This window comes from Kitasatospora gansuensis, assembly GCF_014203705.1.
Taxonomy (GTDB): Bacteria; Actinomycetota; Actinomycetes; order Streptomycetales; family Streptomycetaceae; genus Kitasatospora; species Kitasatospora gansuensis.
In genome coordinates, this window is record NZ_JACHJR010000001.1 from 5,265,529 (window position 1) to 5,287,134 (window position 21,606).

13 protein-coding genes are annotated in these 21,606 nt (G+C 70.3%); 6 read left to right on the forward strand and 7 right to left on the reverse strand.

Annotated features, from left to right (window positions below):
- Positions 1 to 2 precede the first annotated feature (2 nt).
- Together F4556_RS23575 and F4556_RS23580 are read right to left on the reverse strand one after the other, a co-directional pair.
- Positions 3 to 1,184 carry a low temperature requirement protein A gene (locus F4556_RS23575; RefSeq protein WP_246511073.1) on the reverse strand — a complete coding sequence of 394 codons (1,182 nt, stop codon included), beginning with the start codon at positions 1,182 to 1,184 and terminating at the stop codon, positions 3 to 5.
- A 362-nt stretch (positions 1,185 to 1,546) separates the two neighbouring features.
- On the reverse strand, positions 1,547 to 3,247 hold the full coding sequence (locus F4556_RS23580) for an ABC transporter family substrate-binding protein (RefSeq protein WP_184919293.1): 1,701 nt from the start codon (positions 3,245 to 3,247) through the stop codon (positions 1,547 to 1,549).
- 363 nt (positions 3,248 to 3,610) lie between these two features.
- On the opposite strand from F4556_RS23580, the gene F4556_RS23585 reads away from it, so the two are divergent.
- The 5 genes from F4556_RS23585 (at position 3,611) to F4556_RS23605 (ending at position 11,034) form a co-directional block, all read left to right on the forward strand.
- Positions 3,611 to 4,594 carry an ABC transporter permease gene (locus F4556_RS23585; RefSeq protein WP_184925060.1) on the forward strand — a complete coding sequence of 328 codons (984 nt, stop codon included), beginning with the start codon at positions 3,611 to 3,613 and terminating at the stop codon, positions 4,592 to 4,594.
- On the forward strand, positions 4,594 to 5,487 hold the full coding sequence (locus F4556_RS23590) for an ABC transporter permease (protein WP_184919295.1): 894 nt from the start codon (positions 4,594 to 4,596) through the stop codon (positions 5,485 to 5,487). Before F4556_RS23585 ends, F4556_RS23590 begins: the two co-directional genes overlap by 1 nt.
- A complete protein-coding gene (locus F4556_RS23595) occupies positions 5,484 to 7,487 on the forward strand; it encodes a dipeptide ABC transporter ATP-binding protein (protein WP_184919297.1) in 2,004 nt (667 codons plus the stop codon). The genes F4556_RS23590 and F4556_RS23595 overlap by 4 nt, the downstream gene beginning before the upstream one ends.
- Before the next feature lie 447 nt (positions 7,488 to 7,934).
- Positions 7,935 to 8,639, forward strand: a complete 705-nt coding sequence (locus tag F4556_RS23600; RefSeq protein WP_184919299.1) for a DUF3800 domain-containing protein — start codon at positions 7,935 to 7,937, stop codon at positions 8,637 to 8,639.
- Between the two features lie 124 nt (positions 8,640 to 8,763).
- Complete coding sequence (locus F4556_RS23605; RefSeq protein ID WP_184919302.1) at positions 8,764 to 11,034, forward strand: hypothetical protein; 2,271 nt, start codon at positions 8,764 to 8,766, stop codon at positions 11,032 to 11,034.
- A 3-nt stretch (positions 11,035 to 11,037) separates the two neighbouring features.
- On the opposite strand, the gene F4556_RS23610 is transcribed toward F4556_RS23605, so the two are convergent.
- The 4 genes from F4556_RS23610 to adhE all read right to left on the reverse strand — a co-directional run bounded on the left by F4556_RS23610 (position 11,038) and on the right by adhE (position 17,651).
- Complete coding sequence (locus F4556_RS23610; protein WP_184919304.1) at positions 11,038 to 11,835, reverse strand: phosphoribosyl-dephospho-CoA transferase MdcG domain-containing protein; 798 nt, start codon at positions 11,833 to 11,835, stop codon at positions 11,038 to 11,040.
- Between the two features lie 28 nt (positions 11,836 to 11,863).
- Complete coding sequence (gene pflA, locus F4556_RS23615; RefSeq protein WP_184919306.1) at positions 11,864 to 12,631, reverse strand: pyruvate formate-lyase-activating protein; 768 nt, start codon at positions 12,629 to 12,631, stop codon at positions 11,864 to 11,866.
- Between the two features lie 2 nt (positions 12,632 to 12,633).
- Positions 12,634 to 14,901 (reverse strand): formate C-acetyltransferase, encoded by a 2,268-nt coding sequence (gene pflB, locus F4556_RS23620; protein WP_184919308.1) that lies wholly within the window; start codon positions 14,899 to 14,901, stop codon positions 12,634 to 12,636.
- 110 nt (positions 14,902 to 15,011) lie between these two features.
- A complete protein-coding gene (gene adhE / locus F4556_RS23625) occupies positions 15,012 to 17,651 on the reverse strand; it encodes a bifunctional acetaldehyde-CoA/alcohol dehydrogenase (protein WP_184919311.1) in 2,640 nt (879 codons plus the stop codon).
- A 285-nt stretch (positions 17,652 to 17,936) separates the two neighbouring features.
- On the opposite strand from adhE, the gene F4556_RS23630 reads away from it, so the two are divergent.
- Complete coding sequence (locus F4556_RS23630; RefSeq protein ID WP_184919312.1) at positions 17,937 to 18,134, forward strand: hypothetical protein; 198 nt, start codon at positions 17,937 to 17,939, stop codon at positions 18,132 to 18,134.
- 68 nt (positions 18,135 to 18,202) lie between these two features.
- Here F4556_RS23630 and F4556_RS23635 read toward each other — a convergent pair whose 3' ends face one another.
- Positions 18,203 to 21,424, reverse strand: coding sequence for a S41 family peptidase (locus tag F4556_RS23635; RefSeq protein ID WP_313068542.1), 3,222 nt, complete (start codon positions 21,422 to 21,424; stop codon positions 18,203 to 18,205).
- Positions 21,425 to 21,606 lie beyond the last annotated feature (182 nt).

The following is a 21,606-nucleotide window of genomic DNA, read 5'->3' on the forward strand; positions in this document are numbered from 1 at the left end:
CCTCACACCTGGGACTGACGGGAGTGCAGCGTGACGCCCACCGCCACCGCCGCCGCGCAGACCAGCCCGGCCGCCAGGACGCCGGACTCGCCGAACAGGGTGCAGAGCAGTACGGCGACCGCGGCGACCGGCAGCAGCACCTGGGCCGGGCCGCGCTTGGAGTGCCGGGCGTGCAGCAGCCAGACGGTGAACAGGTAGAGCGCGGCCGGCACGGTGACGGCGGCGGTGGCCGCCTTCGCGCCGATGTGCGCCTCGCCGGTGGCGTACTCGATCGCGACCTCCATCCCGGCACCGATCGCGGCGGCCGAGCCGAGCACCAGGTAGTGGCCGTAACCCCAGAGGAAGGAACGCCGGTTGGAGGTGAGGATGTGGTGCACCGGCCGGGCGAAGTAGATCCACCAGGCGGCGAAGCAGATCAGGATGCCGCCGGCCGCGAGCGGGATCAGTTCGCCCAGCGCCTCGTGCTCGTCGAGCGCGGCCTGCATCGCCAGGGTGGCGGCGGAGACCGTCTCGCCGAGCACGATCAGGGTGAACAGGCCGTACCGCTCGGCGATGTGGTGCGGGTGCCAGTTGCTCTGGGTGTGCAGCTCGGCCAGTGCGGGCACCGAGAGCTCGGCCACGATGCCGAGCGGCAGCACCCAGACCCGGGCGCTCTCCGGCACCAGCAGCACCAGGCCCCAGCCGACCTGGCAGACCGTGATGCCCGCCGCGTAGCGCAGCGCCATGGTGCGCGCGCCGCCGCTCTCGCAGGAGGCGGCGCGCAGCCACTGGGTGACCATGGCCAGGCGCATCACCACGTAGCCGACCACCGAGAGGGTGAGGTCCTGGTCGGCGAAGATCCGGGGCACCCCGGCGGCCAGGATCAGCACCCCGGTGATCTGCACCAGTGTGGTCAGCCGGTACGGCACGTCGTCCACGTCGTAGGCGGAGGCGAACCAGCTGAAGTTCATCCAGGCCCACCAGATCGCGAAGAACGCGAACGCGTAGCTGTAGAGCCCGTGGCCGAGGTGACCCGCCGCCAGGTCGTGGGCGAGCTGGGAGCCGGCCTGGGCGACCGCCACCACGAAGCAGAGGTCGAAGAAGAGCTCCAGGGGAGTGGCGGCCCGATGGCTCTCCGCCTTGCTCCGGGGCACCATCCGGCGGAACGGCGCCGGTTCGGTCGGGACGGCTTCACTACTGGTCATACCGCGATCCTGACAGCCCGTCAGCCGTGGCGCACGTACCGGTGCGGCACGCCGTATGTCCGACTTACGCCTGTTCTGACCCGTCGTCAGCGAGAGTTGACGACGTAGTGCGCGAACCGGGTGACAGCGGCCGGGTCCACTGGCGTGCCCCCTTGATGCTGTCCGGCGTGTCCGGTTTCGACCGGATAGATTCCTCGGCAGTGCAACGACGACGCGGGCGGTCTGCGAGCAACGCGGAAGGTCAAGGCCGGTGGTGGTACACGGGGGCGGGCTCATCGCTTGCCCCCGTGCCACCGGTCTCGTGATCACCGCGCTGCTCGTCAGTGCCGTCTGTCGTCCGTCAGTCCGGATCTTTCAGGGGGTCACTTCTCCCAGCCGACCTTGGTGATGTCGGTGTCCGCCAGGCTGCCGGCCCCGAAGTTGGCCAGGCCCTTGCGGACCGCCAGGATGCTCGGCCGCTGGTACAGCTCCAAGGTGTGCCCCAGCTCCCAGATCTGCGCGTCGGCCTTGTTGTAGAGCTTGACCGCCTCGGCCGGGTCGAGGGTGGCGGCGGCGGTGCGCAGCAGCTCGTCGATCTCCGGGGTGGCCAGCTTGGAGTAGTTGCCGAACACGTTGTCACCCTGCGGCGCACGGTAGTTGGCCACACCCGCGGAGAGCGGGAAGGAGTCGGTGTTGCGCCAGCTGGCCAGGTCGAACTTGCCCTGGTTGACGTACTTGCCGAAGTACTCCTTGCTCGGCACCTTGTCGACGGTGAGCTTCACCCCGACCTGCAGGAGCATGTTCTGTACGGCGGTGGCCATGTCGATCTGGGCCTGCGCCGAGCCGTCGCTGAGCACGTAGTGCAGCTCCAGCGGCTGCCCGTCCTTGGTGCGCGGCTGGCCGGCCGCCGCCTCCTTCCAACCCGCCTTCTCCAGCAGCTCCTTGGCGCCCGCGACGTTGTACTTGGCCCAGTCGCCGGAGTTGTCCTGGTAGCCGCTCTGGTTGGTCATGAAGAGGTGGTTGCCGAGCGGCTTGAACTCCACCGGCACGCCCTGGTTGACGATCTTGATCAGGGCGGCCCGGTCCAGTGCCAGCCCGAGCGCCTGCCGGAGCGACTTGTCGGCCAGCGGCCCGTTGCCGCCGAAGGAGATGTGCACCTCGTCCCACGGCGTGCCGGTCCGGATCACGCCGTCCTTGGCGTCCTTGAGCTGGCCGTATGCGGTGGCGCTGCCCGCCGAGGCGTAGTCCACCTCGTTGTTGAGGAACGCCTGGGTGATCGCCGGGATGGCCAGCACCCGGTAGGTGATCTTGTCCAGCTTGGGCTTCGGGCCCCACCAGTCCGGGTTGGGTACCAGGGCGATGGTCTGCGCGGTCTTGTCGATCGTGCCGATCTTGAACGGCCCGCCGAAGATCGGCACCTTCTCGATCCAGCCCTGGTTGAACGCCTCCGGGGTGGCGATCCCGGCCGCCGGGATCAGCGGGTCGAACAGGTTCTGCCAGTCCGCGTACGGCTTGTCGAAGGTGACCTTCACCTCCTGGGCGTCGGCGCCCTGCTCGACCGAGGAGATCTGCTCGTAGCCGGAGGAGTCGGCGATGTTGTAGGCCGGGTTCTTGCCGTTGGTGGACTCCCAGACCGCCTTGAAGTCCTGGACGCCGATCTGCTTGCCGTCCGACCACTTGGCCTTCGGGTTGATCTTGTAGGTCACCACCTGCGGCGACTTGGAGGTGACCTCGGCCGAGACCAGGTACTCCGGCACCGGCTTGAAGACGCCCTTGGCGTCGGTGCGGAACAGCTTGGCCTGGGTGTACTCCATGATCGAGACCGCGTCGCCGTACCGGCCGTCCACCTGGTACGGGTTCCACTGGGTGATCCACTGCTGGAGCGGTGGCCGGAACTCGCCGCCGTCCTTGATTCTGTCCAGCGGTTGCGGGTTGTTGTCCTCGGCGTCCTGGGTCGGCACCACGTTCTTGGTCACGTCCCCCGAGCCCGAGCCGGCCGAGCTGCACCCGGTGACGGCCAGCGTCAGTGCGATCGCGAGGACGGCGGCGCGGCGCAGGCCGCGGGCGGTGGTGAAGGCGTCCATCAGGGGTTCCCCCGGGAAGAGTTGGAGGCCGCCAGGTGTGGCGACGCTTGAGCATGGGCAGCCAAGTCGGTGTCCGGCCGAGCAGAACGTAACAGCGGATCAGTTCACGTACCAGGGGGTCCTGTTCACACCTGATCGAATCGAAACGGGCCGCAACACTGCGGCAATACGCCGTCAGCAACTCGCTGAAACACTCTGACCTGCTGCTTCGCCCACCGGCTGGAGCGGCGCGTGCCAGAACTATGGACGGCCGACCGGCCATGCCGTAGAACTGCTGCGCGCGAAGCTGCTCCAAATACCCCTAGAGCGAAGGCAATTCGTCATGCTGACCAGGTGTACGAACCTCCGGACCGGCGGTGCGGGGTGATCCGGTACCTGGCCAAACGCCTCGGCTACTACGTGGTCCTGCTGATCGTCGCGGTCTTCCTGGCGTACGCCCTCTCCAGCACCGCGCTCGGGCCCCGGAGCTACTTCGAGGCCAAGCAGCCCCGGCCCTCCGCCGCCTCGGTGGACCGGCAGTTGACCGCGCTGAACATCAACGACCGCACCCCCGTGGTGGAACGCTTCGGCACCTGGGCCGAGGGCCTGGTGCTGCACGCCGACCTCGGCCGGACCATCCACGACACTTCGGTGAACGAGGAGTTCGGCCGCCGGATCTGGGTCTCGCTGCGGCTGCTGCTGGTCGGCAGCCTGCTCGGCATGGTGCTCGGCGTGGCGGTCGGCGCCTGGGGAGCGGTGCGGCAGTACCGCTTCTCCGACCGGGCCACCACACTGACCTCCTTCGTGCTGCTCTCCACCCCGGTCTTCCTGCTCGCGCTGCTGCTGAAGAACGGCGCGATCGCCGCCAAGGACGCGGCCGGCCACGAGGTGATCCCGTTCACCGGCTACGAGACCCCGGGGCTGGCCGGCGGGCTCGGCGCCCACCTGGCCGACTGGGGGCTCCATCTGCTGCTGCCCACCCTGTCGTTGGCGCTCGGCGGGATCGCGGTCTACAGCCGCTACCAGCGCGCCACCATGCTCGACGTGCTCGGCTCCGACTACCTGCGCACCGCCGAGGCCAAGGGCCTGACCAGGAACCGGGCGCTGCTCAAGCACGGACTGCGCACCGCGGTGATTCCGATGGCCACCATGTTCGCGTACAGCTTCCTGGGCATCTTCACCGGCGCGGCCTTCACCGAGACCATCTTCGGCTGGCACGGCATGGGGGAGTGGTTCATCCAGGCGATCAACGAGCAGGACATCAACTCGGTGGTCGCGGTCAACCTGTTCGCCGCGGTGGTGGTGCTGGCGTCCGGCTTCCTGGCCGACCTGCTGACCGCCGCCCTCGATCCCCGGGTCAGGTCCTGATGACTGCCGTCCTGCCGCTGCCCACCGCCGAACTCCCGGCCCCCACCGGACGGTTGCGCCTGGTCACCGGGCGCCTGCTGGCCGCCAAGGGCGTGCTGATCGGTGCGGTGACCGTGCTGCTGCTCTTCCTGCTGGCCTTCGTCGGCCCGTTCCTGACGCCCTGGGACTACGCGACGCCCGACTATCTGGCGCTGCGTCAACCCCCGTCCGGCACCCACTGGTTCGGCACCAACGGGCTGGGGCAGGACGTCTTCGCGCAGACCGTCCGGGGGCTGCAGAAGTCGCTGGTGATCGGGCTGCTGGTGGCGCTGTTCTCCACCGTGCTGGCCGGGCTGGTCGGCGCCTGCGCCGGGTACTTCGGCGGCTGGGCGGACCGGGGCCTGACCTTCCTGGTCGACCTGATGCTGGTCTTCCCGAGCTTCCTGATCATCACCATCATCTCGCCCCGGCTCAAGGGCTCGGGCTGGATCGCCTTCGTGGTGCTGCTGGCCGCCTTCAACTGGATGATCACCGCCCGGGTGGTCCGCTCGATGACCCGCTCACTGCGCGAGCGCGAATTCGTCCGTGCCGCACGGTTCATGGGCGTCCATCCGCTGCGGATCATCCTGCGGCACATCCTGCCCAACGTCGCCTCCTTCCTGATCACCGACGCCACCGTCGCGGTCGGCGGCGCCGTGATGAGCGAGGCCGCCCTCTCCTACTTCGGCTTCGGCGTCCGCGCCCCCGACGTCTCGCTCGGCACCCTGCTCGCCGCCGGGACGGACCAGGCGCCGGTCTTCCCCTGGCTGTTCTACTTCGCGGCCGGACTGCTGGTGCTGTTCGTGCTCGCCGTCAACCTGATCGGGGACGGCCTGCGGGACGCCCTCGACCCGACCTCCGGGAGCCGACCGTGACCACCCCGCTGCTCGAAGTGGCAGACCTGGCCGTGGACTTCGGCTCCCAGCCGGCCGTCCGCGGGGTGGACCTGGCGCTCCGGCGCGGCGAGACCCTGGGCATCGTCGGCGAGTCCGGCTCCGGCAAGTCGGTCACCGCACTGGCCGTGCTCGGGCTGCTGCCCGGCACCGCGCGGGTCCGCGGCTCGGTGAAGCTGGAAGGCCGGGAACTGGTCGGCCTGCCGGGCCGGGAGCTCGCCGGACTGCGCGGGCGCAAGGTCGCGATGGTCTTCCAGGACCCGCTCTCCGCCTTTACCCCGGTCTACCGGATCGGCGACCAGATCGTCGAGGCGATCCGGATCCACCAGCGGCTGGACAAGGAGGCCGCTCGCAAGCGTGCGGCCGAACTGCTCGACCTGGTCGGCATTCCGGACCCGTCCCGCGCCCTGGACGCCTACCCGCACGAGTTCTCCGGCGGCATGCGGCAGCGCGCGATGATCGCCATGGCGATCGCCAACGACCCCGACATCCTGCTCGCCGACGAGCCCACCACCGCGCTCGACGTCACCATCCAGGCCCAGGTGCTGGACGTGCTGCGCACCGCGCAGCGCGAGACCGGCGCCGCGTTGGTGCTGGTCAGCCACGACCTCGGGGTGATCGCCGGGATGGCCGACCGGGTCGCGGTGATGTACGCGGGCCGGGTGGTGGAGACCGCCCCCGTGGACGAGCTGTTCGCCCACCCCCGGCACCCGTACACCCTCGGCCTGATCGGCGCCGTCCCCCGGCTGGACGCCGACGGCGGTCCGCTGGTGCCGATCCCCGGTCAGCCGCCGGCGCTCGGCTCGGTCGGTCCCGGCTGCCCGTTCGCCGACCGCTGCCCGCTGGTGCAGGACCGCTGCCGGCAGGCCGAACCCGAACTGACCGGCACCGGTGACCACTTGGCCGCCTGCGTCCGGGCCGACGAACTGGCCGAGCGCCGCCCCCGGCCGGAGGAGGTCTACCCCGTCCCGCCGCTGCCCGCCGCCGATCCGACGCCCCGCGCTGAGCGGGAACCGGTGCTGCGGGTGACCGGGCTGACCAAGACCTTCCCGGTCCTGAAGGGCACCGTCTTCAAGCGCCGGGTCGGCTCGGTCTACGCGGTGGACGGGGTCGAGCTCGACATCCGCCGGGGCGAGACGCTCGGGCTGGTCGGGGAGTCGGGCTCGGGCAAGTCGACGACGCTGTTCGAGCTGCTCAACCTCGGCAAGCCCGAGGGCGGCCGGATCGAACTGCTCGGCCAGGACACCGCGAAGCTCGACCGGGCCGGAGCGCACCGGCTGCGCGGTGAGGTGCAGATCGTCTTCCAGGACCCGATGGCCAGCCTCGACCCCCGGCTGCCGATCGGCGACGTGATCGCCGAACCGCTGCTCGCCCAGGGCGCGGCCCGCGAGCTGATCAACCGTCGGGTCCCCGAACTGCTCCGGCAGGTCGGGCTCGACCCCGCGTACGCCGCCCGCTACCCGCACCAGTTCTCGGGCGGCCAGCGGCAGCGGATCTCGATCGCGCGGGCGCTGGCGGTGCAGCCCCGACTACTGGTGCTGGACGAACCGGTCTCCGCGCTGGACGTCTCGGTGCAGGCCGGCGTGCTCAACCTGCTGCAGCAGCTCAAGGCCGACCTCGGCCTGGCCTACCTGTTCGTCTCGCACGACCTCTCGGTGATCCGCCACCTCTGCGACCGGATCAGCGTGATGTACCTAGGCCGCACCGTCGAAGCCGGCGCGGCAGCCGAGGTCTTCGCCCACCCCCGCCACCCGTACACCCAGGCCCTCCTCTCGGCCGTACCCCTCCCCGACCCGGCAGCCGAACGGGCCCGCACCCGCGTCCTCCTCCCGGGCGACCCACCCTCGCCGACCGAACGGCGGACCGGCTGCGCGTTCCGCACTCGGTGCCCGTTGTACGCCACCCTCGACGCCGGCCGACAGGGTCACTGTGAGTCGACAACACCAGTTCTGGAGAGCGGAGTTGCCTGCCATCACGGTTAGCCCTTGGGGGCGATGCCGGTTGCGGTCGTCGGCGCCCGTGGGCGGTGGTGATGGCTAAATCCCGTCATGCGAAATGAAGTTGGCGTGATCTGGCCCCAAGTCGAGGTTTAGGAGGTGGATTTGTATGACGTTGGAGTTGGGATCCGTTTATAGTTGCGGGTGAACGTAGTGCGAAAACACGCTGAGGTGTATGGGTCCGAGGGTTGCCTCGGAGGCTCCGGTGCCGGACTATCGACCGGTCAGAGCCGTTGCCGGTGATGAGGTGCGACGCAAGGCGTCTTCACCCACGCGCGGCGGCGACCGCGCAGGCCGACATCGCGAGGCGTCGCGCGTGGTGTATGGGACTCCCACCGCCCTGTTACGTCGGTTTGCCGACGGCATCAGGAAGATAGCCCGGCGCGTTGCCGAACTTGGCTAGCGGTGGTCCCAGTACGGAGTTTGGTCACGGTGACCATCACACCGCAGCCGTCCAGCGTCTACTTCGTGGATGACAGCGGCGACTCGCGCAAACTGGCCGTCCTGGGCTGGGTCGAGGTCGACTTAGACAGTTCCCCGAGCGGTCTCGATACCGTTCTCAGCGGCTGGCAGACGTTCCGTGCGGAACTCCAGGCCGACCCCTATCTCAATATCCTCCCGAGCGATGGCCTGCACGCGGTCGACCTCGCGGCGGGACGCGGTCGCCCGGTCTACGGGGTCGTGCGACCTCTTGGTAGCTCTGCGAAGCAGCCGTATCGCGACGTAATCCGCCGGGCGCTGGTCGCTATCGACTCGCTGGTCGGCGTCCGCGTCGGCAGCGCGTATCGGGTTGGCGAGCCGGGAGATTCGTTCGGACGGACCAAACAGGATCTTTACGAAGCGCTGGTGCAGCACCTCAACGACCGGCACGCGGCCGCGGGCACCTATGCGTCGGTCGTCTTCGACGGCAACGGAACCGAGTCCGGTCTGCGTGGCGCGCACCGCCGCCTGCGCGGTCCCCGCCACATCATCGGCGGGCCGCACCTGATCCCGGCCCGCGACCATGATCTGCTCCAGATGGCGGACCTGGTTGCCTACGTCGCGTTCCAGGAGCTGACCCGCGACGAGCGCCGCCGGTTCCTGTGGGACCTGCTCACGGGCCTCATTCGGGAGGCTGAGGGACCGCTCCGACTTTGAGACTCCACAGTCCGGGCCCCGGCATCGCTGCCGGGGCCCGGTATGCGGACCTGGTGCCCCGGTCAGACCGGGCCAGGACCGCCGCTCACAGTTTCCCACATCAGTGAACTCACGACGGAGCATCATGACCAGTCCTGCACCGCACCCTGTTCTCACTGTCGACTGGGCAGGCGAAACCATCATCGTGTCGAATGTCGACCGCGAGCTGCCGGCATCACCGGTGGGCGACGATCGCTCGGAAGTCGTCACGGTGGCTGCCTCAAACCCCCTGACTCCGCTGCCCGTCGACGCTTGGCACGCCGTGGCGCGCGCCGTTGTGACGCCCGGGGCGGTGTCTGCCCAGCTCCGTCCGGCGAAGACCGTGAACGGCAGCCTTCTCATGGAGGAGCATGTCGAAGGCGCGACGCTGCGGTCGGTCCTCTCGAAGACCTGGTTGCTGGAGCTGTTTCCCGGGATTCAGCCGCGCACCAGCATGGAAGCCATGCAGACCCCCGACCCACGGGTGGAAGGTGTCACGGACAACGGCCGGGCATCGACCCTGCTGCGTTACACCTACCGGGACCTTGACCATCTCAAGAAGCATGTGTGGCAGACGATCCAGGGCACTCTGGCACAGAACAACTACGCGCCCTCCATCGTCAGCCGGAAGGTGACTCGCGCGCTGATCACGCACCCGGTCGAGTTCGCCTTCGAGGACGGTACCGACTCCGTCTACGCCCTAGTGGTGCGAGATGGGATCACCCGATTGGCCAGTGCCTGGAAGGTGCTGGCGGGTCCAACGGCGACCGAGGCGGAGGCAGCGGACATGGCGGTGGCGGCCTTGTTCGGGTCGGTTGCCCCGTCCAAGCCTGGGGAAGGCCGGCCGCTGACCCAGCGGATGGCCATCAGCCGGGAGGCCAAGCGGCTGGATCTCGCTGGGGAGTTCGCCCGTGATTGGGCGGGCGCCGAGCCGGGGATGCGAGCGGTCCAGATCGCGCAGACGTACGTGATGCCTGCTCAGATCGCGGTCGGAGCACAGCAACACCCCGGGGGGCTTGCCGCCGGTGACCTCTTTGATGACGCGATGCGGTCGATCCTGGCCTCGGTGCACCTGGAGTTCAAGGAGTGGGATTCGGCGGCGCAGAACGTCGAGGTGGCCACCCGTGCCCTCAAGCGAGTCATGCAGCTCGGTCTTGGCGGTTGGGACAAGGACGAACTGCAGGTGGTCTACGGGTTGGCCGTCGGCCGTACCCCTGTGGCGGACCTTCCAACTGAGTACGGTGACGACACCATCCCCGGCACCGCCCTCTGGCGTGCCGTCTATCTGGTGCACGCCCTGACACACCCGGATCTCTATGGGCCGATCAAGGAACAGTCCAAGGCGATCAAGGGCGAACGCCGAATGGCGGACAAGGGCTTCGCCGGCCTGCTCGGCCCCATCGTGGACCAACCGTGGCGTAGCTCGAAGAAGGACGTCACCAAGCAGGCGCGTAACGCCTGGGCGAATGGCGGTGTGCTGACCAAGGACATCCTCACCGTGCCGTGGAAGCCTCTCCCGACCCGCGACTTCACCTCCCTGGTGGATCTTGCGAGGGCTGGTGACGAGGACGCGCGCGGCACCCTGGCAGTAGCAGGCGGCATCGCCCTGATCGCTGACAAGTTGCTGACCAGGAACGTGGGTTCGGCCTTGATGGCGCCCAAGGACAAGGGCGGGGTCCCGTTTCGCGCCGACGTCAACGTCGTCATCGGTGATCTGGCCATGGCGGACAATGAAGCGGGACTGTGGACGCTTGCCCTGGCGGCGCAGCGGTTTGAAGCGGACCGGCTGCCCCGCAACTCCGTGACCACCCGACAGATCGTCCGCAAGCCGACGGCTGTTCCTGACAGCGACTACGTCCATGTGGTAGTGGATCTCTCCCGCCCTGACCGGATAGCTCGTGACGCGGCTGGGCAGCCGGTTGCCCTCACCCAGTGGGACGTCGTGTGGGCGTCCGATGAGCGGCGTGCCCGTCGAGACACCGCCGCCAGGCCCTCTCCGGTCACGTACTTTCTGCCGCAGGTGGGTGGTGCGGTTTTGCCGCAGGACACCGTCGGCGGAACGGGAGCCGACACCTCCGACGAGGATTCCCCGGGGGTGTCGGCACCAGCCCTGTCCACAGCCCAGCTGGCCGCCGACGAGTGCAGGGCGCTCAAGGAGGCGCTTGACGATGCCCGTCGCGCCCTCGACGCACTGGGAGTCCTGGAGCCCGAGCTTGGCACCTGGCCGCCACTTTTCACCATCGAGTCGCTTGGTGCCCTGCACTCGGCCGCCCAGGCGCTTGAGCACGAGCTGTACCAGCGGCTCAAGGCGCAGACCGACGAGCTCGAACAGGAAGAGGACGAGAAGCTGGAGGCCGAAGAGGAGGCCGAGGACTGAGCCTCAGGCGGTGCGCGGGAACCATGGGTCGCCGACGATGCGGGGGCCGTCCGGGGTGTGGAGGGTGAGGGACTGGGGGGAGGTGGAGTACTCGGCGAGGGAGACGGCGCCGTGGCGGGTCTCCAGTTCGGCTTCGAACCGGACCGGGAGTTTGCGGAGCCTGCGGCGCAGCAGCAGTGCGTCGCGGCGGCTGAACGGCAGCGGGCTGCGGAGCAGCAGTCGGAGCGGGCTGTCGGGGGCGGTGACCGGGACGCCGGTGGCGAGCTCGCAGCCGACGGCGCCGATCGGGCCCCAGGTCAGGTTGTAGCTCTCGACCGCCGCGGCGGCCTCCGGCAGGGCGGCCAGGGCGGGGACCGCCAGCCGGGAGGTGTCCAACTGGGCGAGGCGGACCGGGAGTTGCTCGGGCTTGAGGGTGACCGCGACGGCGGAGCGTGGGGCGTAGCCTTCGGCCCGCTGGTCGAGGCGGGGGCCGCGCAGGGAGACCGGGAGCCAGGATTCGGGGGCGGCCGACGGGTCCCGGGTGCAGCGGATCCGGTCGGGGGCGAAGCCGGCCAGGACGGGGGCGCGCCGGACGGTCACCCAGGGGTTGCCGCGGAGCACCGCCCGGGCCCAGTTCTGGAGTGGTTCGCCGCCGGAGACGGTCTGCCGCAGGGAGCTGGGGCAGTGCAGCAGGAGCAGGTCGTGCGCGGTCGGCGTCCGGCCGTCCATCGCGGGGACCGGGCCGACCATCCGCCGGGGGCGGCCGGGGTGTTCGTCCTGCTCGTGGGACCGGCTGCGGCGGCGGGGTGCTGCGGTGGTCATGGTTACCGTGCTCCTGCGTGAGGGGTGGTCAGATGGCGTTCAGGCCGTGCCGGGCGAAGACGGCGCGTGTGGCGGCCACCTGGTCCGGGGTCGGCGACGGGGTGTCGGCGAGCGCGAAGTCCTGGCCCAGGGCCTCGTACTTGGCGGCGCCCAGCTTGTGGAACGGCAGCACGTCGACCCGGGAGACGTTGCCGAGCGAGGCGGCGAAGGAGGCGACGCCCGCCACGTTCTCCGCCGGGTCGGTCAGGCCGGGCACCAGGACGAACCGCACCCAGACCTCCTTGCCGAGGTCGGCGAGCCGCCGGGCGAAGTCCAGGGTCGGGTCCAACTGCCGTCCGGTGACCTTGCGGTAGAGCTCGCGGTCCCAGGACTTGATGTCCAGTAGCACCAGGTCGACGTCGGCGAGCAGCGCGTCGGTGGCCCGGGCGCCGAGGAAGCCGGAGGTGTCCAGCGCGGTGTGCAGGCCGAGTTCGTGCTTGAAGCGGTGGAACAGCTCGCCGGCGAAGACCGGCTGGAGCAGGGGTTCGCCGCCGCTGACGGTGGCGCCGCCGCCGGAGGCCCGGATGAAGGTGGTGTACTTCGCGGCCTCGGCCAGCACCTCGTCGGCGCCGGTGCGCTTGCCGTTGCGCATCTTGATGGTGTCGGGGTTGTGGCAGTACAGGCAGTTCAGCGGGCACCCGGCGAGGAAGGTGACGAAGCGGGTGCCGGGGCCGTCCACTCCGGTGGAGAGGTCCCAGGAGTGCACCGAGCCCGCGGGCGGGCCGACCGGGATGTCGGTGCCGAGCAGGACGGCCATGGCTACAGCGCGCCGTGGAAGGTGCGGTTGAGCACGTCGAGCTGCTGCTCGCGGGTCAGCCGGACGAAGTTGACCGCGTAACCGCTCACCCGGATCGTCAACTGCGGGTAGTTCTCCGGGTGTTCCATGGCGTCCAGCAGGGTGTCGCGGTTCAGCACGTTGACGTTCATGTGGAAGCCATTGGAGGCCATGTAGCCGTCCAGCACCCCGGCCAGATTGCGAATCCGCTCCTCCGGGGTCCGGCCGAGCGCGTCCGGCGTGACGGTGTTGGTCAGCGAGATGCCGTCCTCGGCGTCCTGGTACGGCAGTTTGGCGACCGACAGGGCGCTGGCCACGTAGCCGTGGCTGTCCCGGCCGTTCATCGGGTTGGCGCCGGGGGAGAACGGTTCGCCGGCCCGGCGGCCGTCGGGGGTGTTGCCGGTCTTCTTGCCGTAGACCACGTTCGAGGTGATGGTCAGCACCGACTGGGTGTGCTCGGCGTTCCGGTAGGTCGGGTGCTTGCGCACCTTCTTCATGAACTCCTCGACCAGCCACACCGCGAGCTCGTCGGCCCGGTCGTCGTTGTTGCCGTACGCCGGGTACTCGCCCTCGATCAGGTAGTCGGTGACCAGGCCGGTCTCGTCCCGGACCGGGCTGACCCTGGCGTACTTGATGGCGGAGAGCGAGTCGGCGGCGACCGACAGACCGGCGATGCCGCAGGCCATGGTGCGGCGGACGGCGCGGTCGTGCAGCGCCATCTCGATCCGCTCGTAGGCGTACTTGTCGTGCATGAAGTGGATGACGTTCAGCGCGTGCACGTAGGTGGCGGCCAGCCAGTCCATCTGCTGGTCGAAGCGGGCCATCACCTCGTCGAAGTCCAGGACCTCGGAGGTGATCGGGCCGGACTCCGGGCCGACCTGGGCGCCGGACTTCTCGTCCCGGCCGCCGTTGACCGCGTAGAGCAAGGTCTTGGCGAGGTTCACCCGGGCGCCGAAGAACTGCATCTGCTTGCCGACCGTCATCGCCGAGACGCAGCAGGCGATCGCGGTGTCGTCACCGAACCGCGGGCGCATCAGCTCGTCCGACTCGTACTGCACGCTGGAGGTGTCGATGGACACCTGGGCGCAGAACTCCTTGAAGCCCTGCGGCAGCCCGGGCGACCAGAAGACCGTCATGTTCGGCTCGGGGGCCGGGCCGAGGTTGTACAGGGTCTGCAGGTAGCGGAACGAGCTGCGGGTCACCAGCGGGCGGCCGTCCTCGCCGATGCCGCCGATCGACTCGGTCACCCAGGTCGGGTCGCCGGAGAACAGCTCGTCGTACTCGGGGGTGCGCAGGAAGCGGACGATCCGCAGCTTGATGATGAAGTCGTCCACCAGCTCCTGGGCCTGCTCCTCGGTCAACAGCCCACTGTCGAGGTCCCGTTGGAGGTAGACGTCGACGAAGGTGGAGGTCCGCCCGAGCGACATCGCCGCGCCGTTCTGCTCCTTCACGGCCGCCAGGTAGGCGAAGTACAGCCACTGGATCGCCTCGCGGCCGGTGCCCGCCGGTCCCGAGATGTCGTATCCGTAGGCGGCTGCCATCTGCTTGAGCTCGCCCAACGCCCGTACCTGCTCGGCGAGTTCCTCGCGCTCGCGGATGGTCTCCTCGAGCAGCGCCGGGTCGCTCGGCAGCCGGTCCAGCTCGGACTTCTCGGCCAGCTTGGCCTCGATCAGCCGGTCCACGCCGTACAGCGCGACCCGGCGGTAGTCACCGATGATCCGGCCACGCCCGTAGGCGTCCGGCAGGCCGGTGACGATGCCGGCCTTGCGGGCGGCCCGGATCTGGGGGGTGTAGGCGTCGAAGACGCCCGCGTTGTGGGTCTTGCGGTACTCGGTGAAGACCTTCTCCAGCTCGGCGGAGACCGGGTAGCCGTACGTCTCCAGCGCACCGGCCACCATCCGCCAGCCGCCGTAGGGCATGATCGCCCGCTTCAGCGGGGCGTCGGTCTGCAGGCCGACGATCAGGTCCCGGTCCCGGTCGATCCAGCCCGGCGCGTGCGCGGTGATGGTGGAGGGGATGTCGTGCGCGACGTCGTACACGCCCTTGGCGCGCTCCTCGGGGAACCGGTCGGTGATCTTCTTCCAGACCGCGGTGGTGCGCTCGGTCGGGCCGGCCAGGAAGGAGCTGTCACCCAGGTACGGGGTGTAGTTCTGCTGGATGAAGTCCCGGACGTCGACGCTGTCCCGCCACAGCCCGCCCTTGAAGCCCTCCCAGGCTCCGGCGGCCGTCTTCTCGATGTGCTGGGTGCTCATGGTCTGCTGCTCCCGCTCTTCGGTTCCTTGCCCCACGGATATATTGTGAAACGATTCACAAAGTCACACGGGCTCGAAAAGTCCTGATTCGAAGGGACCTTCGTCCCCGCTCAGATGTGGTCCCCGTAGTACGCCTGCCGCATCAGCTGCTGCATGTCGGCCAGCATCGGCATCCGGGGGTTGGCCGGGGCGCACTGGTCCTCGTAGGCGTACATCGCCTGCTGCGGCAGGGCGTCCAGGAAGGCGGTCTCGTCCACGCCCGCGTTCTTGAAGGACTGCGGGATGCCCACCTTGTCGCGCAGCCGCTCGACCGCCACGGCCAGCGACTCGACGCCCTGCTCGGGGGTCTCGGCGGCCAGGCCGAGCATCCTGGCGATCTGCTGGAAGCGCTCCGGTGCCACGTAGCTCTGGTACTTGGGCCAGCTGGTCACCTTGGACGGGGCCGCGCCGTTGTAGCGGATCACGTGCGGCAGCAGGATCGCGTTGGTCCGGCCGTGCGCGACGTGGAAGGTGGCGCCCAGGGTGTGCGCCATCGCGTGCACCACGCCGAGGAAAGCGGAGCCGAAGGCCATGCCGGCGATCGTCCCGGCGTTGTGCATCTTCTCCCGGGCCACCGGGTTGTCCGGCCCGTTGACGACGGCCTCCTCGAGGTTCTCGAAGATCAGCCGGATGCCCTGCAGGGCGAGGCCGTCGGTGAAGTCGTTGGCGTAGACCGAGACATAGGTCTCGATGCAGTGCGTCAGCGCGTCGAAGCCGGAGTCGGCGGTGACGGCCTTCGGCAGGTCGGTGGTCAGCGCCGGGTCGCAGATCGCCACGCTCGGGGTGAGCGCGTAGTCCGCCAGCGGGTATTTCTGGCCGGTCTCCGAGTCGGTGATCACCGCGAACGGGGTGACCTCCGAGCCGGTGCCCGAAGTGGTCGGGATGCAGACCAGCTTGGCCTTCTCGCCCAGGTCGGGGAAGGTGAAGGCGCGCTTGCGGATGTCGAAGAACTTCTCCTTCAGGTCCGCGAACACCGTCTCCGGGTGCTCGTACATCAGCCACATCACCTTGGCCGCGTCCATCGGGGAGCCGCCGCCGAGCGCGACGATGGTGTCCGGCTGGAAGCCGCGCATCAGCTCGGCACCCTTCTCCACCGTGTCGATGCTCGGATTCGGCTCGACGAAGTCGAGCACCCGGATCTCGACCGGCTCGCTGCGCCGGTTCAGGATCGACCTGACCCGCTCCAGGTGCCCGATCTCCACCATCGTCCGGTCGGTGACGATCACCACCCGGTGGGCACCGCGCATGTCGGCCAGGTACTTGACGGAGTTGCGCTCGAAGAAGACCTTCGGCGGGATCTTGAACCACTGCATGTTGGTGTTGCGCCGCCCGATCCGCTTGATGTTGACCAGGTTCAGCGCGGTCACGTTGCCGGAGACCGAGTTGGCGCCGTAACTGCCGCAGCCCAGCGTCAGCGAGGGCATGAAGGCGTTGTAGACGTCGCCGATGCCGCCCTGCGAGCTGGGCGCGTTCCAGATGATCCGGCAGGCCTTCACCGCGTGGCCGAACTCCTCGGCGAAGGCCGCGTCCTCGGTGTGCACGGCGGCCGAGTGGCCCAGGCCGTGGAACTCCACCATCTCGGTGGCCAGCTTGAGACCCTGCTTGCGGGTGTCCGCCTTCAGCACCGCGAGCACCGGGCAGAGCTTCTCCCGGGTCAGCGGCTCGTCGGGGCCGACGAAGTCGACCTCGGCCAGGATGATCGAGGTGTCCGCCGGGACCTCGAAGCCGGCCGCCTCGGCGATCGCCACCGGGGACTGCCCGACCACGGCCGCGTTCAGCTTGGCGCCCGCGCAGTTGCGGTCCTCGCCGACCCCGAAGATGTACTGCTCGAGCAGCGCCTTCTCGGCCTTGTCGGCCAGGTACGCCTTGAGCCTGCGGAACTCGCCGAGCGCCGGACCGTAGATCTCCTGATCCAGGATCACCGCCTGCTCGGAGGCGCAGATCATGCCGTGGTCGAAGGACTTGGACACCACCACGTCGTTGACCGCGCGCTTGAGGTTCGCGCTCTTCTCGATGTACGCGGGCACGTTGCCCGCCCCGACCCCAAGGGCCGGCTTGCCGCAGCTGTACGCCGCCTTGACCATCGCGTTCCCGCCGGTGGCCAGGATGGTGGCCACGCCCGGGTGGTTCATCAGCGCCCCGGTGGCCTCCGTCGAGGGCGTCTCGATCCACTGCACGCAGTGCGCCGGGGCGCCGGCCGCGACCGCCGCGTCCCGGACGATCCGGGCCGCCTCGGCCGAGCAGCGCTGCGCGGCCGGGTGGAAGCCGAAGACGATCGGGTTGCGCGTCTTCAGCGCGATCAGCGCCTTGAAGATGGTGGTGGAGGTCGGGTTGGTCACCGGGGTGACGCCCGCGACCACGCCGACCGGCTCGGCGATCTCCACGATGCCGTCGATGTCGTCCCGGCGGATCACCCCGACCGTCTTCATGTCGGCCATCGAGTGGGTGACGTGCTCACAGGCGAAGATGTTCTTGACGGCCTTGTCCTCGAACACCCCCCGCCCGGTCTCCTCCACCGCCAGCACCGCCAGCCGGGTGTGCGCCGCCAGTGCGGCCAGCGAGGCCTTCTTGACGATGTGGTCGACCTTCTCCTGGGTGAACCCGGCGTACTCCTGCAGGGCCTTCCGGCCGTTGCCGACCAGGATGTCCACCGCTGTCGCGGCGTCGGACGGGGCCGGGGTCCCGGTTGCTGCGGCTTGCTGGCGGGCCATCTCGCTCACCTCGGGGAACGGTGCTGCGCGGCGCTCCGGCGGCGCTGCCGGAGCGGCTGACAAGCTCCACCCTCCGTCGGGAGCGGATGCGTCGGCCATGGCCCTACGATCGAAGTCGAGGGGGACCAAAGCCCCAACGACCGGGAGTCGTAAGGGCTGAGAGAGGAACGGCCGCGGCCGCGCCCACTCCGCCGTCCGGGTGAGCGGCCCGCCTCGGGGTGCGGAGCGTCGTGGCCGGTGAAAGATTGGTGGCAGTCCGTCATCCGACCGATCGGAGGAGGAGACATGGGCATTCTGGACAGACTCCGCCACAAGGCCCACGAGACCGTGGACCCGGCCGAGCGGCAGCGGCTCGCCCACGACGAGGCAGCCGACGCCTTCCCCGACACCGCCCAGCGCAGCGCCATGCACAAGGCGGAGCCCACCGAGGAGGACCGCCGGGCAGCCGAGGAGATGACCGCCGAAGGTGATCCCTGGGACTGAGGTACCGCACCGCAGGGGCGTATCCGCCAACGGATGCGCCCCTTCTGCGCGACTCCTTCGTGCCGGGCTCAGCGCGGCGGCAGCGGCGGGCGGCGCAGGTCGGGCCGGGGCGCGTCCGACGGCGGGGGAGTGGCCGCCGGGTGCTCGGCCAGCAGCTCCAGCGCCAGCCGGACGGCCGCCTCCAGCTCGGTGTGCAGCGAGGCGGCCCACTCGTGCGGGCCGCGCACCACCCGGACGTCCGGTGCCACGCCGTGGTTCTCCACCGACCAGCCGATGCCGCCGGTGAACCAGGCGGCGTTCTTCGGCACCGAGATCTGGGTGCCGTCGCCCAGGGTGTGACGGCCGGTCATGCCGACCACCCCGCCCCAGGTCCGGCTGCCCACCACCGGGCCGAGGCCGAGCAGCCGGATGGCGGTGATGATCACGTCGCCGTCCGAACTGGTGGCATGGTCGGCCAGCGCCACCACCGGACCGCGCGGCGCGTCCTTCGGGTAGCGGACCGGGTGCCGGCCCCGGCTGTGGTCCCAGGCCAGCACCCGGCGGCTGAGCTTCTCCAGCACCAGCTCGGAGACGTTGCCCCCGGCGTTCCCCCGGACGTCCAACACCAGCGCGGGGTGGTCGAGTTCGCGCCGCAGGTCGCGGTTGAACTGGGCCCAGCCCGAGCCGCCGAGATCCGGGATGTGCAGATAGCCGCACCGGCCGTCGCTCAACTCCCGTACCAGGGCGCGCCGTCGGGTCACCCAGTCCTGGTAGCGGATCGGCCGCTCGTCGGTCAGCGGGGTGACCGCGATCCGCCGCAGGGTGCCCTCGGCGGCGGTCCGGAAGGTGAGTTCGACGGTGGTGCCGCCGGTGCCCACGAGCAGCGGGGCGGGGCCGAGCAGCGGGTCGGGCGGGCGGCCGGAGACGGCCACGAACTCGTCGCCGTCGCGCAGCCCGTACCCGGCCAGCGGGGCGCGGGCGCGGGGGTCGGAGGACTCGCCGGGCAGGATCCGGTCGACCAGCCAGCGGCCGTCCGGGGCGCGGTGGATGTTGGCGCCGAGCAGGCCGAGCGGCTGGCCGGTCGGGGCCGGGCCCTCGCCGCGGCGGGACGGGGAGACGTAGGCGTGCGAGGTGCCGAGCTCGCCGAGCAGCTCCCTGAGCAGGTCGGCGAAGTCGTCGGGGCTGGCCACCCGGTCCACCAACGGGGCGTACTGCTCGACCAGTTCGGGCCAGTCGAGGCCGCACATCCCGGCGTCCCAGAACTGGTCCCGAACGATCCTGGCCGCCTCGTGGTACGCCTGCCGCCACTCCTGGGCCGGGTGCACGGTGTGCGTGATCCGGCGCAGGTCGACAGTCAACGGCTGGCTGCCGGAGGGGAGTTGGAGCAGGCGCAGGGTGCCGGCCGAGAACGCCAGGACCGAGCGGCCGTCGCCGGAGACCGAGTAGCCGTCCAACTGCTCGGCGACCATGGTCCGGGTGCCGTGCGCCAGGTCGAAGTACTCCAGCGACGGACGGCCCGAGGTGTCGGCCGGGTTGGCGAAGGTCTGGCCGAGCGCGCCCGCGATCGGCCAGCGCAGCCAGAGCAGACCGCCCCGGGCGGCGGCGGTGGCCGAGTACTTGGAGGCGATCACCGGGAACGGCACCAGCCGGGTGGAGAGCCCCAGCGGGTCGACCGTCACCGTGCCGTCGCCGCCGGTCTGGTCCGGATCCAGGCCGACCGGGGGGCGTCCCTCGGCGGGGGCGGCGAAGGGTGACGGAGTGTCGGCTGCCAGCGGCACCAGGTACGGGCGGCAGCCGAGCGGGAAGGACATGTCGCCGGTGTGCACGTCGTGCACCGGGTCGAAGCCGCGCCAGGAGAGGAAGACCAGGAAGCGGCCGTCCCGGGTGAAGACCGGGTGCTCGTCCTCGAACCGGCCGCCGGTCACGTCGATGGTGTGCGCCGGATCGGCCACCCGGGCCAGCTGGATCGAGCGCAGCGAGCGGCCCGCCACCGGCTGGGACCAGGCCAGCCACTGCGAGTCCGGCGAGAAGGCCGCGCTGCCGACCGGCCCGTACCCGGAGCTGGCCGCCTCGGTGACGGTGCCGTCGGCGGTGGCCACCAGCAGCAGCCGGCCGTCCGAGGTGACCACCGCGAGGGTCTGGCCGTCGGGTGCGGCGGTCAGCTCCAGCACCCGGCCGAGCTGCCCGGCGGCGATCCGGCGCGGCGGGGCGTCCGGGCCGCCCCGGCTCGGGACGGGGGCCAGCTCGATCGCGTCGGCGCCCTCGGCGTCGGTGACCCAGGCGAGCTGGCCGCTGTGGCCGAGCAGGACCGGCAGCCTGGTCCGCACCCCGGGGGTGTCGGCCAGCACCCGGGCCGGGCCGTCCCGGTGGGCGAGCCAGTACAGGCTGCCGCGCACCGTGACCGCGCTGGCCCGGCCGGTGGAGTCGCAGGCCAGGTCCTTGACCTGACTGGCCGTCGGCACCTGGTACGGGCGGCGCCCGGAGCGCGAGCCGCCGAGCGGGACGTCCAGTCTGCGCGGGTGCGGATGGTCCAGGCTGTCCAGCAGCCAGAGGTCGCCCGCGTGCTGGTAGACGATCCGGGTGCCGTCGCCGGCCGCCTCGCGGGCGTAGTACGAGGCGTGGTCGGTGTGCCGGCGCAGGCCGGTGCCGTCGGGGCGGCAGGAGTAGAGGTTGCCGACGCCCTCGTGGTCGGACAGGAAGGCGATCCTCGGGTGGTCGGGCCCGCCGACCGGCATCGGGGAGGACAGGTGGCCGGGGTGGTCGGGGAGCAGCTGGGTGGTGTCGAGCCAGAGCCGGCCGGTGGCGCCGCCCCGGTAGCGCTTCCAGGCGGCCGGTTCGTGCGGGGCGGCGGAGGTGAGCAGCACGGTGTGCCGGGCGTCCATCTGGGCGTCGCTGACCGGGCCCCAGGGCATCCGGCGGCCGGGGGAGCCGTCCGGCGGCAGCGCCCAGGCCCAGGTGTAGTGGGCGAACGGCTCGTGGTACGAGGTCAGCGCGAGCAGTTCGCCGTCCGGCAGCCAGCCGCGGACCCGGGTGTCCTGGCTGCCCCAGTACGTCAGCCGGGTGGCCCGGCCGCCGTCCGAAGGGGCGGTCCACACCTCGGGGCTGACGGTGAGCCAGCTGGTCCAGGCGATGGTCGTGCCGTCCGGGGAGAGCCGGGGGTGGCTGACCCGGGTCCGGTCGCAGCTCACCCGCCAGGCCCGGCCGACGGTGCCGTCGCCTGCCAGCGGGGCGGCCCAGACGTCGTCCTCGGCGGTGAACGTGAGCAGGCCGCCGCGCAGGTGCGGGTACCTGAGATAGCCGGGCTCGGTCACCCCTTCATGCAACGGGCCCGCTGGGCGGGTCGCAACTTGGACGGACCGTCAGAACGCCGTGCCTGACCGGTTCTGCGACTGTGACGCTCCTGGGGTCGGCGTCGCAGTTCCCCGAGCCCCTGACGGGGCTCGGTTGCTGTGGTTCAGACCATTGACACTCGTGCGCCGGAACCGCTTCAGTG